The following is a 14,742-nucleotide window of genomic DNA, read 5'->3' on the forward strand; positions in this document are numbered from 1 at the left end:
TTCTGCGGAGCGAGAAAACCTGAAACAGCCCGGCGTTTTCCCGAGAAGCGCATGCGCCCTTTCATTCAGCGCGGCTGATAAACCCACTTCGCATTCCTGATTTCGACCATCACACGCGCCCGTTGATCGAGCCCGAGATGATCCGTGGCACTCATGTTGACGACGCCGTTGGTATCGGCAAGACCTCGCGTCGACTCGAGCGCGTCGCGCAATGCGCGGCGAAACTCCGGCGTGCCCGGCGCAGCCGCCTTCAGCGCGACCGGCACGGCATGGCCGAGTAGCATGCCCGCGTCCCACGTGTACGAGCCGAACGCCGAGACGCTGCCCGCGCCGCGCACCGCTTCGAAGCGCGCGATGTAATCGAGCGCGAGGCGCTTGGCCGGATGATCCGCCGGCAATTGCGCGGCGACCAGCACCGGACTCGCCGGCAGGAAGGTGCCGTTGCAATCGGCGCCGCACACGCGCAGAAAGTCGTTATTGCCGACCCCGTGATTGTGATAGATCAGCCCTTTGTAGCCGCGTTCCCGGAGCGTCTTCGGCGGCAGTGCGGCGGGCGTGCCGGCCGCGCCGACCACCACCGCGTCGGGATGCGTCGCCAGAATCTTGAGAACCTGGCCGGTTACGCTCGGATCGGTGCGATTAAAGCGCTCGCTCGCCACCATATTGATGTGATGCAGTTGCGCGAACTTCGCGACCTCGGTGTAGAAGGTTTCGCCGAGCGCGTCGGCCTGGCCGATGAACGCGATGGTTTTGACGCCGTGCAAGCTGGCGTGTTCGGCGATCGCCGACGCCATCATCGCGTCGGTTTGTGGCGTCTTGAAGACCCAGCGGCGTTTCGCATCCACGGGCTCGATGATCTTTGCCGACGACGCCAGCGAGATCATCGGCGTTTCACCTTCGGCGACCACGTCGATCATCGCCAGCGAATTCGGCGTGATCGACGAACCGATGATCGCGTCGACGTGATTCTCGGAGATCAGCTTCTTGGTGTCCTGCACGGCCTGCGTGGTATCGGACGCGTCGTCGAGCACGATGTATTCGACGCTCTGCCCACCGATCTGCCTGGGCAGCAGCGCGACCGTGTCGCGCGCGGGAATGCCGAGCGACGCGGCCGGCCCGGTCAGCGACAGCACGAGGCCGATTTTCACCTGCGCCAGCGCAATGCCGGGCAATAGGCTGGCGAGCGCCGCGCATAACGCCACGGCCCGACGCGCGATCCGGTCACGTGAATGATTCACACGCAGATTCGACGCGCGGGCGCGCCCGGTTCCAGGCTTAAGGGATTCGATTTGCAGCATGCTGTCTCCTCACGTCGGTTTTCGTTTTTGATGTGTTGCCGATGGACTCGCTCGTGCGCGGCTCACGTGCCATTCATACGCTGCTTCGCGGCACTCCTGCGATGAACCCGCAGCCAGCCCCGGGGTATGCCGCCGCGCCAGTCAGTGTAGCCGCGCGCACTCGTCGCGGTATCGGGCGAAACCCTTTCGAATCCGGCACGCGCTGGGTTCGACCGGGGCGCCGCGTTCGGCGCGATCGCGGTGCGTCAGTCCAGCGGTGCGATGCCCTGGTCGATCGAACCGAAAATCGACTTGCCCGCCTCGTCGAACATTTCGATCTTCACCGTGTCGCCGTACTTCATGAACTCGGTTTGCGGCGCGCCGTGCTCGATGGTTTCGAGGCAGCGCTTCTCGGCGATACAGCAATAGCCGCGCTTGGCGTCCTTGTTCGACACCGTGCCCGAACCCACGATCGCGCCCGCGCGCAGGTTGCGCGTCTTCGCCGCGTGCGCGATCAACTGGCCGAAGTGGAACACCATGTCGGTGCCGGCGTCCGGCTGGCCGACTTTCTTATTGTTCCAGTGGACGATCATCGGCCGGTGCACGCGGCCGTCGCGCCAGTGTTCGCCGAGTTCGTCGGGCGTCACCGCGACCGGCGCGAACGACGTGGCCGGCTTGCTCTGGAAAAAGCCGAAGCCTTTCGCGAGTTCGGCCGGGATCAGATTGCGCAGCGAGACGTCGTTGACCAGCGTGATCAGACGCACGCTCCTGAGCGCCTGGTCGGGCGTGACGCCCATCGGCACGTCGGTGGTGATCACCGCGACTTCCGCTTCGAAGTCGATGCCGAATGCTTCGGACGCGCACAGCACGTCGTCCTTCGGTCCGATGAAGTCGTCGCTGCCGCCTTGATACATCAACGGATCGGTCCAGAACTCCGGCGGCATTTCCGCGCCGCGCGCGCGCCGCACCAGTTCGACATGGTTCACATACGACGAGCCGTCGGCCCACTGGAACGCGCGCGGCAGCGGCGCCATGCACTCCCTGGCGTCGAAAGCGAAGGTGTTGCGCGCGCGGCCCTGATTGAGCGCGTCGTACAGGTCGTGCAGTTGCGGCGCGTAGAAGGCCCAGTCGTCGAGCACGCGCTGCAACGTGGGCGCGATCGCGTCGGCGATGGCCGCGGTGTGCAGGTCGCGGGACACGACGATCAGCTGACCGTCGCGCGTGCCGTCCTTCAGCGTGGCAAGTTTCATAGATGAGCGAACCGTGTTAGTGACGATAGAGGGAATCTATTCTACGATGGTGAATCGACACGGCCCAAGTGCCCGCGCCTGCCTCATCCAGGTATCACCTTTAAATGCGTCACCTTTGAATGCGCTCCATGCGCCTTGCTCATGCCTCCAATTGCCCGCTCCGGCGCGATCCGCACCGACGCCGACGCCACTGAACCGCTCGACACGCCCGAATCCGACGACGAAAGCGTCGAGACCGGCGAGGAAAAGCTGCGTTCGGGCATCCAGTCCATCGAAGTCGGCTTCAGATTGCTCGACGTCCTGACCCGCGAACCGCGCGCCATGATGCTGCGCGATCTCGCCCAGCGCGCCGGCATGAGCCCGGCAAAAGCGCACCGTTATCTGGTGAGTTTTCTGCGTCTCGGCGTGGTCTCGCAAGACGCCCTGTCGGGCCGCTACGAACTGGGCGGTTTTGCCCTGCAACTGGGACTTGCGCGGCTTGCTCGCGTGGACGGCGTCAAGCTCGCGCGCATCGCGCTGTCCGAGTTGCGCGACCGGCTCGATCTCACGGTGGGCATCGCGGTATGGGGCAACCAGGGGCCGACCATGGTGCACTGGATGGAATCGAGCTATCCGGCAAAAGCGTCGCTGAAACTCGGCGATGTAATGCCCCTGCTCAGTTCCGCCACCGGCCTGCTGTTCGCCGCGTATCTGCCGCCGAGCAAGACCGCCGCCATGCTTGAACGCGAACTGGCCGATTCGCGCCGCTCGTCGCAGACGGGCGCCCCACGCACGCGGGACGAAGTCGAACGGGTGCTCGCGCAAGTGCGCGAGCACCAGGCGGCGCGCGTGGAAGGCATGTTGCTGCCGACCATACACGCGTTCTCCATGCCGGTGTTCGACTCGACCGGCGAACTGGCGCTCGGCCTCGTCGCGCTCGGTCATGAAGGCGCGTTCGATATTCGCTGGGGTGGCGAGATCGATACGGCGTTGCGCGAATGCGCGCAAAAGCTCTCGTACGAGCTGGGGTATAGTGCGGCGCCACGTGACGAACAGGTGTGATAGCGCACGGTGGGCGCGGTGCGGTCGCCGGCTCTGACGCGAAAGGCTGACGAGCCGGGTGGAAAGCATCGAAGGCGTGGCGCGGCGGCGCATCGCGCGTGCGGCCTTTCTCTTTCTCTTTTCATCGACGCGGAACATCGCTTGCGACAGTACGGTCGAACCGGTTCGCAACCGGCCTCGCAGATCAAGCCTCGCGCCTCTTTGCCAATCGCCGCAGCCCACATCCGCTGGCATTCAAACCCGACGCTGTCCTTGCCCACACATTCATTTGCCGATGTCCTCCGCTCCCGCCGCCCGCCGTTCCGATCGCACGCCGCCCGGCGGGCGGCGCACCGGTTTGCGCGCGGGGCGCTGGATCGCGGTGCTGCTGATCGTGGCCGTGTTGCACTGGATTGCCGCGCAATGGGTCGAGCGCAATCGCGCAACGCTCAATCCCTCGGACGACGAGCGTGTGCCCGTGCAGGTCGCATTGCTGACGCCGGAACGTGTCGAACGCAAACCGGCCGCCGCCGCGTCACCCACGCCGGAACCGGCGCCCGCGCGCCGGGCCGTGGCGCGCAAGCCGCGCGAACATGTGTTGACGGCGCTGCAACCGGCCAGGCAAGCCGCGCCGGCGGCGCCTGCCGCAGCATCGGACGCCGTGGCGAGCGCGCCGGACGCAGCGAGCCCCAATGCGGCTCCCAACGCCGCCGCGAGCACGGCTGGCGCGCCCACGGCCGCAAGTGCGCCGCAGGCGTCGCCCGGCGTGAAGTTCTCCATCCCGCCATCCGGCGAACTGCAATACGACACGTTCTACAACGGCGTGCGCAATCAACCCGGCACGATCCACTGGACCAGCAGCGCGCAAAGCTATGAGATGGTCGTCTCGGTGCCGCTGCCTTTTGTCGGCGCATTCGTATATTCGAGCCACGGCCGTATCGACGCATTCGGCCTCGCGCCGGACCAGTACATCGAAAAGCGCGGCCGCCGCGCGGAAGACATCGCGATCTTCAATCGCACCGACAGGAAAATCGCCTTTACGCGCACCCCGGCCGCACTGCCGTTGCCCGACGGCGCGCAGGACCGCTTCAGCATGGTGATGCAGTTGGCCAGCCTCGTGCGCGGCGACCCGGCCGCCTACAAGCCCGGCGTGACGCGGCAGTTCTTCGTGGTCGATAACGATAGCGGCGAAAACTGGCCGGTCGAGACGATCGGCGACGAAACCATCCGCACGGACCGGGGTTTCCTCGATACGCGCCATTTCAAGCGCCTGCCCCGCCGTGACGGCGACTTGCGCCGCATCGACGTGTGGCTCGCGCCGTCGCTCGGCTGGCTGCCCGCGCGCATCGTTCAGACGGAACCGAACGGCACGCAATTCGAACTGGTGTGGCGTGGCAAGCTCAATGCCGGGAACGCCGGCAGCCCGCCGGACAGTAACGGCGATGCCGGCGCGGCGTCCCCTGACAATTCGAGCGGATCGTCTCCTTCGGCCTCACCGGCAGTTACGCCCGGTGCCGCGCCCTCTTCACCAGTCGATTCGACCAGCCCCGCCGATACGCCTGGCATCATCAAGCCCTGAAAGCCACACTCCGGGCGGGGTCTCGATCAGATCGGCGAAACTTCCGCGCCAACGCGCACTCGCAACACATTACTGCAACCGTTCGCGTCGGCGCTGCGTATATACGATCAGCCGTGCAGTCCGGCAGGGTCACGGCGTGCGCGAATGGTCCCTTCCACTGCGTTCCTCTTCAAAGGAGCCCGCATGCAAGTGAACATCAACGGCATCGAGACGCGCTATGTGCTGAGCAACGAGGGCGGCGGCCCGTGGCTGACATTCGTCCACCAGCTTGGTGGCGATCTGTCCGTTTGGGACCAGCTCGCCGGCTATTTCCGCGACGACTACACCGTATTGCGCTACGACCTGCGCGGCCACGGCAAGACCGCGATATCCGGCGAGTCCTTCAGCGTCGCCGATCTGTCGCACGATCTCGCCGCGCTGCTCGACGCGCTCGATGCACCCCGTACGCACCTGGTCGGCATGTCGATGGGCGGCATGGTCGCGCAGCAATTCGCGCTCGATCACCCCACGCGCGTCGACACCTTGACGATCGCCGACAGCGGCGCCGTCACGCTGCCTGAAGCCCGCGCCACCTGGGATCAGCGTGCTGCGGCGGCCCGCCGCGACGGTATGGCGCCGCTCGTGCCCGCGACATTGAACCGCTGGCTGACGCCCGACTTTCAGACCGCGCACCCCGAAGCCGTCGAGCCAATCCGCGACGTATTGATGCAGACGTTGTCAGAAGGCTACGCCAAAGTGTGCGAAGCCCTGCGCGATTTCGACGTACGCAGTAAGCTGGCAACAATCCGATGCCCAGCATTGACCGTGGCGGGCCGCCACGACACGGGCACGCCGCCTGCTGCTACGCAGGCGATCGCAGACGCCATCGAAGGCGCACGTTTCGAACTGCTGGATGCCGCTCATCTCGCCCCCGTCGAGCAATCTCACCGTTTTGCTGCACTGCTTGAAACGTTTCTTGAAAGGCCGGTCTAACCGGTAGGTTCGGAACTTTTACAAGCATCAATCCGGACCCACCCCTTGAATTCCAAACCATACGCTCCACCTACGGTGCAGGACTGGCCAGGAGCCAACGGAAATAAGGAGTGTCGCCATGCAAATGATCTACAACAGCCCCAATTATTGTGTCGTCGAGTTTCCGCCGCAGGAAGGTCCTCTGGCCATGAAGTCAGGGGGTTATGAGATCGTCGACAAGAACATGCAACGCGAGATCTATATCGACGGAGCAATGGCGGCGCGTTTTCGCGAGCACGTGCAGAAGCTGATCGAAGAGGAACCGTCGTTGGACGAAGTGGACGAATTCCTCGGTCAGTTCGACAGCCTGATGCATCAACCTGTGATTCTTCACTAAGCGAAGGGTTTGACTTAACGTTTTTGGCGACATACATCGGCCGCGCCGTCAGGCCCCCTTAGCGGGCAACCCGGCGGCTTTTACAAGTCGGTCGGCAATTGTGAAGCGGCCCAGCAGGCTTTTGCCTCGCTGGGCCGTTTTCTTTGTGACGCCGCTTCGCTATTTTCCCGTCCTTTCCCATGCAGCGCGCCCGCACATCCAGGACAGTCGCCCGGCCCGCGCGCCGGGCGGTTTCGTCCGGCAGCGGCTACAATGACAGGTTTCCCGAAAAAGCCGGCGCAAGCCCTCGTCCGCCATGAACCAGCCCGCCCAAACCGCCACGCCAGTCCGTCCCGACGCCGCCTACACGCGCGGCGCGGCGCTGCCCGCGCTGCTCAAGTCGCGCATCCTGATCCTGGACGGCGCAATGGGCACGATGATCCAGCGCTACAAGCTCGACGAAGCCCGCTATCGAGGTGAGCGCTTCAAGGACTACGAGCGCGACATCAAAGGCAACAACGAGTTGCTGTCCATCACGCAGCCGCAGATCATCAGCGAGATCCACGAGCAGTATCTGGCGGCGGGCGCGGACATCATCGAAACCAACACGTTCGGCGCGACCACGGTCGCCCAGGCGGACTACGGCATGGAAGCGCTCGCCGTCGAGATGAATCTCGAGTCGGCGAAACTGGCGCGCGCCGCGTGCGACAAGTATTCGACGCCCGACAAGCCGCGCTTCGTCGCCGGCGCGATCGGACCGACGCCGAAGACCGCGAGCATTTCCCCCGACGTGAACGATCCGGGCGCGCGCAACGTGACATTCGACGAACTGCGCGCGGCCTACTACGAGCAGGCCAAGGCGTTGCTCGACGGCGGCGTCGATCTGTTCCTCGTGGAGACGATTTTCGACACGCTCAATGCGAAGGCGGCGCTGTTTGCAGTTGACGAACTGTTCGAAGACACCGGCGAGCGTCTGCCGATCATGATCTCAGGCACCGTCACCGACGCTTCGGGCCGCATTCTGTCGGGCCAGACAGTCGAAGCCTTCTGGAACTCGCTGCGGCACGCCAAGCCGCTCACGTTCGGTTTGAACTGCGCGCTGGGGGCGGCTTTGATGCGCCCATATATCGCCGAACTGGCCAAGCTCTGCGACACGTATGTGTCGTGCTACCCGAACGCCGGCTTGCCGAATCCTATGAGCGATACGGGCTTTGACGAACTGCCTGCGGATACCTCTGGTTTGCTGAAGGAATTCGCACAGGCCGGTCTTGTGAATATAGCCGGCGGCTGCTGTGGCACGACGCCTGAGCATATTGCGGCGATTGCGCAGGCGCTGGCCGAAGTCAAGCCGCGCCAATGGCCGACGCAATACCGCGCCGCAGCCTGAGCCCAGCAGCGCCTCTGAGCCGCCGCCGCATGTCCGCTATCGAACACGACGCACTTAATCGCAGCAATCGAGCACATACGCCATGACCGATCACACCTTGCGCCTTTCCGGCCTCGAACCGTTCAACGTCACGTCCGGGACGCTCTTCATCAACGTGGGTGAGCGCACCAACGTGACCGGTTCGAAGGCGTTTGCGCGAATGATCCTGAACGACCAGTTCGACGAAGCGATCGCGGTCGCGCGCCAGCAGGTCGAAAACGGCGCGCAGATCATCGACGTCAACATGGACGAGGCGATGCTCGATTCAAAAGCGGCGATGGTGCGCTTCATGAATCTGATCGCATCGGAACCGGATATCGCGCGCGTGCCGATCATGATCGACTCGTCGAAATGGGAAGTGATCGAAGCGGGTCTGAAGTGCGTGCAAGGCAAGGCGATCGTCAACTCGATCTCGCTGAAGGAAGGCGAAGAAGCGTTCCGCCACCACGCCAACCTGATTCGCCGCTACGGCGCGGCCGCCGTGGTGATGGCCTTCGACGAACAGGGCCAGGCCGACACGTTCGAACGCAAGACGCAGATCTGCAAGCGCTCGTATGACTTCCTCGTCAACGAAGTCGGCTTCCCGCCGGAAGACATCATCTTCGATCCGAACATCTTCGCGATCGCAACCGGTATCGAAGAGCACAACAACTACGCGGTCGACTTCATCAACGCCACGCGCTGGATCAAGCAGAACCTGCCGTACGCGAAGGTGAGCGGCGGCGTGTCGAACGTGTCGTTCTCGTTCCGCGGCAATGATCCGGTGCGCGAAGCGATCCACACCGTGTTCCTCTACCACGCGATCCAGGCGGGCATGGACATGGGCATCGTCAACGCGGGCCAGCTCGGCGTGTATGCCGACCTCGATCCGGAGTTGCGCGAACGCGTGGAAGACGTCGTGCTGAACCGCCGTGAAGACGGCACCGACCGGCTGCTCGAAATCGCCGACAAGTTCAAGACCGGCGCCGCGAAGAAGGAAGAGAATCTGGAGTGGCGCAACCAGCCGGTCGAGAAACGCTTGTCGCATGCGCTCGTGCATGGCATCACCAACTTCATCGTCGAAGACACCGAGGAAGTGCGTGCGAAGATCGCCGCCGAAGGCGGCCGTCCGATCAATGTGATCGAAGGCCCGTTGATGGACGGCATGAACATCGTCGGCGACCTGTTCGGTCAGGGCAAGATGTTCCTGCCGCAAGTGGTGAAGTCGGCGCGCGTCATGAAGCAGGCCGTCGCGCATCTGATTCCGTACATCGAGGAAGAGAAAAAGCAGCTCGCCGAAGCCGGCGCCGACGTGCGCGCGAAGGGCAAGATCGTCATCGCCACGGTGAAGGGCGACGTGCACGATATCGGCAAGAACATTGTTTCGGTGGTGCTTCAGTGCAATAACTTCGAAGTGGTCAACATGGGCGTGATGGTCTCCTGCAACGACATTCTCGCGAAGGCGAAGGTCGAAGGCGCGGACATCATCGGGCTCTCCGGGTTGATCACGCCGAGCCTCGAAGAGATGGCGTACGTCGCGTCGGAAATGCAGCGCGACGATTACTTCCGCATCAAGAAGATTCCGCTGCTGATCGGCGGCGCCACCACCTCGCGCGTGCACACCGCAGTGAAGATCGCGCCGCATTACGAAGGGCCGGTGGTCTACGTGCCGGACGCGTCGCGTTCGGTTTCCGTCGCTTCGAGCCTGCTGTCCGACGAGGGCGCGGCGAAGTACCTCGACGAACTCAAGTCGGATTACGACCGGATCCGCGACCAGCACGCCAACAAGAAAGCGCTGCCTATGGTCACACTGGCCGAAGCCCGCGCCAACAAGACCAAGGTCGATTGGGCGAGCTATCAGCCGGTCAAGCCGAAGTTCATCGGCCGCCGCGTGTTCAGGAACTTCGATCTGGCCGAGCTGGCGACCTATATCGACTGGGGTCCGTTCTTCCAGACGTGGGATCTGGCAGGCCCCTATCCGGCCATTCTGAACGACGAGATTGTCGGCGAATCGGCGCGGCGCGTGTTCTCGGACGGCAAGTCGATGCTCGCGCGCCTGATCCAGGGCCGCTGGCTGCAGGCGAACGGCGTGATCGCGCTGCTGCCGGCCAACACGGTGAACGACGACGACATCGAAATCTACACGGACGAATCGCGTTCGGAAGTGGCGCTCACCTGGCGCAATCTGCGCCAGCAAAGCGTGCGTCCGGTGGTGGACGGCGTGATGCGGCCGAACCGGTCGCTCGCCGACTTCATCGCGCCGAAAGACTCGGGCGTGGCCGACTACATCGGCATGTTCGCGGTGACGGCGGGACTCGGCGTCGACGTGAAGGAAAAGCAGTTCGAAAAGGACCACGACGACTACAGCGCAATCATGCTGAAGGCGCTCGCCGACCGTTTCGCCGAAGCCTTCGCCGAAGCACTGCACGCGCGCGTGCGGCGCGACCTGTGGGGTTATGCAAATACCGAAACGCTCTCCAACGAAGAACTGATCGCGGAAAAGTACCGCGGCATCCGCCCGGCGCCCGGCTATCCGGCCTGCCCGGATCACCTGGTGAAGCGCGATATGTTCAACGTGCTGCATGCCACCGAAATCGGCATGAGCGTGACCGAATCGCTGGCCATGCTGCCGGCAGCGAGCGTCTCCGGCTTCTATCTGGCGCATCCGGACAGCACCTATTTCTCGGTCGGCAAGATCGGCCAGGACCAGTTGGAAGACTACGCGAGGCGCATGTCACTGTCGAAAACGGACGCGGAGCGGGCCCTGGCGCCTTTGCTGTAAGCACCGGGCGGCGAGGCGTGGCGGGAAACCCACTATATCGGGCCAGAAAGACTGAATATTTGCGGCAACGTAATTTTCGTCTTTGTAGACTGAGGCGGCTTGACCCCGCCAGACGCGGCCAAAACGCGTCGGCTCATTAATTGCAATCGTCAACGGAGAAAATCGTATGAAGAAGCTGACGCTGTTGTTGACCGCTGTTTCGCTTGCCTTGGGCGCCTCGGTGGCGCTGGCCCAGACCGCCGCCCCTGGCGGCTCCAGTTCGGTCAGCTCGTATTCGCCGCCCACGGTGAAACACGTCAAGAAGCCGAAGAAGAAGAAAGTGAAGAAAGGTGCGTCGGCTCCCGCAGCCGCTCCGGCGGACGCCGCCAGCCAGTAAGCAGCACGGCAACGCCAGCCGGTTCGAATCTCTGAATGACAAAGAGCCCGCACGAGCGGGCTCTTTGTCATTGGTGTGTCAAGGTTCGGACCGCCGGGCGCCACCGGCAGGCCAACCCGGAATCAGAGACCCCAGACGATATCCGCGTTTTCCTTCTGCGCCGCGCGCAACATGTCGAGGAACGGATACGCGCGCTGCGCGAGGCCCGGCGGAATCTCATGATGCTCGTGGCCGTCTTCTCCTTCGTGGAAATGGCCGTCGTGTTCGGCACGTTCCTGTTTGTCGACGGAAATTGCTGCTTCGAGTTTCTCGATGGCCGGGCTCAGTTCGTCGTGAGTGATGACACCGCGTTCACCCAGCCGCTTGCCGACGATGCCGACCAGAAACTGCGCAAGATTTTCCAGCATCATCACGTCCGGGCAGGCGCGGCATTTGAAAGTAATCAGCATGACTGTTCCCTTTTTCGTTATGTTGGACTGGCGCGCGAGCGGCTCAAAGACAGCCGCCAGCGCGCGTTACGTTGGCTCGCCGATCAGGCGTGGCGGCCACGGCCCTTGCTGGGCATCTCATTGAACATATTAGCACCTGCTAAAATCCGTCTGGACGGAAAAGCGTGCCGCAATGCGCCGCACGCGGCGAAGCACAAGTAGCATGGCTGGGCCGGTTGGCCGCGCCCCGCGTCATACCGCTGTCAGCCGCGGCAATGAACGCCACGGCAGGGCGCCGCGCACTGCGTCTGGCGTGCCGCAGACAACGTGCCTGCTGTCGCACTCAGCGCAACCGGCGCGCCGGATACGCCGTAGCGGTTGCGTGCCGCTTTCCACGCTTCTGACGAACCGGTCGGCCTCGCGCGGCCGGCGCCTCTTCCGCATCACCGGATTGCCTCACTGGACTCGCAACAAGCATGCTGCCTGCACATAAACATACCCTCGAAACACTGCTCGCCGACACGGTGAAGCAGGTCGCGCTTGCTTCGCAAGGCGCGACCGAAGCCGCGTTCGTCTCGCCCACCATCACGCTGGAGCGCCCGAAGGTCGCCGCGCACGGCGACGTCGCATGCAATGTGGCGATGCAACTCGCCAAACCGCTGCGCGCCAATCCGCGCCAGCTGGCGCAACAGATCGTCGACGCGCTGCTCGCGCAACCGGGAGCCCGGGACCTCGTCGAAGCCGCCGAAGTGGCCGGCCCCGGCTTCATCAACCTGCGCCTCACCGCCGCTGCCAAGCAGGCGGTGATCGCCGCCGTGTTCGCTGAAAAAGAGCGCTTCGGCCGCTCGCAACGCGACGCCGGCAAGCATGTGCTGATCGAGTTCGTCTCGGCCAACCCAACCGGCCCGCTGCACGTCGGCCACGGCCGCCAGGCCGCGCTCGGCGACGCGCTCTCGAATGTGCTGGCCAGCCAGGGCTGGGACGTGCACCGCGAGTTCTACTACAACGACGCCGGCGTGCAGATCCAGACGCTCGCCCTGTCCACTCAGGCGCGCGCCCGCGGCCTCGCCCCCGGCGACGAAGGCTGGCCGGCTTCGGCGTACAACGGCGAGTACATCGCCGACATCGCGAAAGACTATCTGAACGGCGTCACCGTGGCGGCGAGCGACGGCGAGCCGGTCACCGGCGCGCGCGACGTCGAAGATCTCGAAGCGATCCGCCGTTTCGCCGTGGCGTATCTGCGCCGCGAGCAGGACATGGACTTGCAGGCGTTCGGCGTGAAGTTCGACCAGTACTACCTGGAATCGTCGCTGTACAAGGAAGGCCGTGTCGAGAAGACTGTCGCGGCGCTGATCGCCGCCGGCAAGACCTACGAGCAGGAAGGCGCGCTGTGGCTGCGCACCACCGACGACGGCGACGACAAGGACCGCGTGATGCGCAAGACCGACGGCACCTATACGTACTTCGTGCCGGACGTCGCCTATCACGTCGCCAAGTGGGAGCGCGGCTTCACCAAGGTCATCAACATTCAGGGTTCGGACCACCACGGCACGATCGCGCGGGTGCGCGCCGGCCTGCAAGGTCTCGGCATCGGCATTCCGAAGGGCTATCCCGACTACATTCTTCACAAAATGGTCACGGTCATGCGCAACGGCGAAGAGGTGAAAATCTCCAAGCGCGCCGGCAGCTACGTGACGGTGCGCGACCTGATCGAATGGTCGGGCGGCGCGACGCCGGGCTCGGAAGTCGATGTCGATCTGATCGACGAGGAAACGATTCGCCGCGGCCGCGACGCCGTGCGCTTTTTCCTGACCTCGCGCAAGGCGGACACGGAGTTCGTGTTCGACATCGACCTCGCGCTGAAACAGAACGACGAGAATCCGGTGCATTACGTGCAGTACGCGCACGCGCGAATCTGCTCGGTGATCGCCGAGTGCAAGGCGCGCTACAACACGGACGAAAGCACGCTGGCGGACGTGGACGTCACGCCGCTCACCAGCGAACGCGCGATGGCCCTGCTGAACAAGCTCGCCGAATTCCCGGACATGCTGCAACATGCCGCCGACGAACTCGCGCCGCACGCGGTCGCATTCTATCTGCGCGACCTCGCCGGGGAATTCCACTCGTTCTACAATGACAAAGCCGAGCGCGTGCTGGTCGACGATGCGGCCGAGCGCAATGCACGCGTGGCGCTGCTCGCGGCCACGCGTCAGGTGCTGGCCAACGGCCTCGCGACGATCGGCGTCTCCGCTCCCGTCAAGATGTAAGTCCTCCGGCGCAACATGCATGCGGCCGTCGTTATAATCGACGGCCGTTCCAGGATTCTTTTTGCAGGTGATTCATACGATGGCAAAACCACGCCGCACAACAAAGCAATCGAAACAAACCGGGGGGACTTTTCTCGGCATCGTGCTGGGCCTGATCGTCGGCCTTGCGATCGCGGTAGTGGTGGCGCTGTATATCACCCGTGCGCCCACGCCATTCGTCTCGAAGGTGGCGCCGCCCGCGGCGTCCGATTCCGGCGCGAGCCAGCCGCAGTACGACCCGAACCGTCCGCTGCAAGGCAAGACGCCGGGTCAGCCGGTGCCGCAAGCCGCGCAGCCGGCGCCGCCGAACACCGCGCCGGGCCAGACCAACGCGCAAACGCAGTCGGGCATGCTGGAAGAGCCCCAGATCGTCGAAGTGCCGCCCGCCAACGGCAACGCCGGCAACGCGAACGGCACGGCGGTCGCGCCGAAGCCCGCGCAGGACAACGGCAACGGCACGGCCGCCGCACCGGTGAAGAAGCCACAAGCCGCAAGCGCACCGGCCGCCACCGCGGCGGGCGCGGCGCCTAAGGGTGGTTCGTCCACCGCCGCCAACGCCAGGCCCGGTTCGGGTGCGGCGCCGGCAGCGGGCGACGCGAACACCGGCTACTTCCTGCAAGTCGGCGCGTACAAGACCGCGGCAGACGCCGAACAGCAGCGCGCGCGTCTCGCCTTCCAGGGCTTCGAATCGAAGGTCACGCAGCGCGATGCCGGCGGCGTCACGTACTACCGCGTGCGTATCGGGCCGTTCTCGAAGTTCGAAGACATGAATTCGAGCCGCCAGCGTCTGTCCGACGCGGGCGTGGATACCGCGGTGATCCGCTTCACGAAACAATAAGCAAAAAGAAACAAACGGTGATTTGCCGGGACGCGCCGCCGCCGAACTATCGGCGCGCGGCGCGTGTCACAAGCACGACGGACGGCTGAAACCGTCCAACGCCGAATCTTGAAGACGGTGGCGGGCATTTGCGTGGCGCCACTGCTTTACGCCT

Annotated in this window: 12 protein-coding genes; 9 read left to right on the forward strand and 3 right to left on the reverse strand. The window is 64.2% G+C overall.

Translation table 11 applies throughout. The features are described from left to right. Window positions 1-65: 65 nt before the first annotated feature. Both NE850_RS30430 and NE850_RS30435 read right to left on the reverse strand, forming a co-directional pair. Window positions 66-1,298, reverse strand: coding sequence for an ABC transporter substrate-binding protein (locus NE850_RS30430; protein WP_310699800.1), 1,233 nt, complete (start codon window positions 1,296-1,298; stop codon window positions 66-68). Window positions 1,299-1,543: 245 nt separating this feature from the next. Next, complete coding sequence (locus NE850_RS30435; protein WP_007179529.1) at window positions 1,544-2,527, reverse strand: fumarylacetoacetate hydrolase family protein; 984 nt, start codon at window positions 2,525-2,527, stop codon at window positions 1,544-1,546. Window positions 2,528-2,668: 141 nt separating this feature from the next. Here NE850_RS30435 and NE850_RS30440 point away from each other — a divergent pair, with 141 nt between their 5' ends. The 7 genes from NE850_RS30440 to NE850_RS30470 all read left to right on the forward strand — a co-directional run bounded on the left by NE850_RS30440 (window position 2,669) and on the right by NE850_RS30470 (window position 11,016). Further along, the gene (locus NE850_RS30440; RefSeq protein ID WP_310699801.1) at window positions 2,669-3,568 is read left to right on the forward strand and encodes an IclR family transcriptional regulator; all 900 of its coding nucleotides are present in this window, start codon (window positions 2,669-2,671) and stop codon (window positions 3,566-3,568) included. A gap of 274 nt (window positions 3,569-3,842) precedes the next feature. Then, window positions 3,843-5,126, forward strand: a complete 1,284-nt coding sequence (locus NE850_RS30445; RefSeq protein ID WP_007179531.1) for a DUF3108 domain-containing protein — start codon at window positions 3,843-3,845, stop codon at window positions 5,124-5,126. Between the two features lie 183 nt (window positions 5,127-5,309). Beyond that, a complete protein-coding gene (locus NE850_RS30450; protein ID WP_007179532.1) occupies window positions 5,310-6,098 on the forward strand; it encodes an alpha/beta fold hydrolase in 789 nt (262 codons plus the stop codon). A gap of 118 nt (window positions 6,099-6,216) precedes the next feature. Continuing rightward, window positions 6,217-6,474, forward strand: coding sequence for a DUF3567 domain-containing protein (locus NE850_RS30455; protein ID WP_007179533.1), 258 nt, complete (start codon window positions 6,217-6,219; stop codon window positions 6,472-6,474). Window positions 6,475-6,769: 295 nt separating this feature from the next. After that, entirely contained in the window at window positions 6,770-7,840 is a 1,071-nt protein-coding gene (locus NE850_RS30460) for a homocysteine S-methyltransferase family protein (RefSeq protein WP_165184333.1), read from the forward strand. Between the two features lie 82 nt (window positions 7,841-7,922). After that, window positions 7,923-10,640 carry a methionine synthase gene (gene metH, locus NE850_RS30465; RefSeq protein WP_007179535.1) on the forward strand — a complete coding sequence of 906 codons (2,718 nt, stop codon included), beginning with the start codon at window positions 7,923-7,925 and terminating at the stop codon, window positions 10,638-10,640. Window positions 10,641-10,806: 166 nt separating this feature from the next. Continuing rightward, a complete protein-coding gene (locus tag NE850_RS30470) occupies window positions 10,807-11,016 on the forward strand; it encodes an acid-shock protein (protein WP_165184330.1) in 210 nt (69 codons plus the stop codon). Between the two features lie 122 nt (window positions 11,017-11,138). Here NE850_RS30470 and NE850_RS30475 read toward each other — a convergent pair whose 3' ends face one another. After that, on the reverse strand, window positions 11,139-11,465 hold the full coding sequence (locus tag NE850_RS30475) for a DUF1840 domain-containing protein (RefSeq protein ID WP_007179537.1): 327 nt from the start codon (window positions 11,463-11,465) through the stop codon (window positions 11,139-11,141). A 455-nt stretch (window positions 11,466-11,920) separates the two neighbouring features. On the opposite strand from NE850_RS30475, the gene argS reads away from it, so the two are divergent. Next, entirely contained in the window at window positions 11,921-13,711 is a 1,791-nt protein-coding gene (argS, locus tag NE850_RS30480; RefSeq protein WP_007179538.1) for an arginine--tRNA ligase, read from the forward strand. A gap of 61 nt (window positions 13,712-13,772) precedes the next feature. After that, window positions 13,773-14,588 carry an SPOR domain-containing protein gene (locus NE850_RS30485; protein ID WP_007179539.1) on the forward strand — a complete coding sequence of 272 codons (816 nt, stop codon included), beginning with the start codon at window positions 13,773-13,775 and terminating at the stop codon, window positions 14,586-14,588. Window positions 14,589-14,742 lie beyond the last annotated feature (154 nt).

The sequence above is a fragment of the Paraburkholderia sp. USG1 genome, from assembly GCF_031570135.1.
GTDB lineage: Bacteria > Pseudomonadota > Gammaproteobacteria > Burkholderiales > Burkholderiaceae > Paraburkholderia > Paraburkholderia dioscoreae.

Excerpts from the sequence above, each read along its gene's own strand:
- metH (WP_007179535.1), top strand. The coding sequence starts at position 7,923 with ATGACCGATCACACCTTGCGCCTTTCCGGCCTCGAACCGTTCAACGTC.
- NE850_RS30475 (WP_007179537.1), bottom strand. The coding sequence starts at position 11,465 with ATGCTGATTACTTTCAAATGCCGCGCCTGCCCGGACGTGATGATGCTG.
- NE850_RS30440 (WP_310699801.1), top strand. The coding sequence starts at position 2,669 with ATGCCTCCAATTGCCCGCTCCGGCGCGATCCGCACCGACGCCGACGCC.
- NE850_RS30430 (WP_310699800.1), bottom strand. The coding sequence starts at position 1,298 with ATGCTGCAAATCGAATCCCTTAAGCCTGGAACCGGGCGCGCCCGCGCG.
- argS (WP_007179538.1), top strand. The coding sequence starts at position 11,921 with ATGCTGCCTGCACATAAACATACCCTCGAAACACTGCTCGCCGACACG.
- NE850_RS30450 (WP_007179532.1), top strand. The coding sequence starts at position 5,310 with ATGCAAGTGAACATCAACGGCATCGAGACGCGCTATGTGCTGAGCAAC.
- NE850_RS30435 (WP_007179529.1), bottom strand. The coding sequence starts at position 2,527 with ATGAAACTTGCCACGCTGAAGGACGGCACGCGCGACGGTCAGCTGATC.
- NE850_RS30445 (WP_007179531.1), top strand. The coding sequence starts at position 3,843 with ATGTCCTCCGCTCCCGCCGCCCGCCGTTCCGATCGCACGCCGCCCGGC.
- NE850_RS30460 (WP_165184333.1), top strand. The coding sequence starts at position 6,770 with ATGAACCAGCCCGCCCAAACCGCCACGCCAGTCCGTCCCGACGCCGCC.
- NE850_RS30455 (WP_007179533.1), top strand. The coding sequence starts at position 6,217 with ATGCAAATGATCTACAACAGCCCCAATTATTGTGTCGTCGAGTTTCCG.
- NE850_RS30470 (WP_165184330.1), top strand. The coding sequence starts at position 10,807 with ATGAAGAAGCTGACGCTGTTGTTGACCGCTGTTTCGCTTGCCTTGGGC.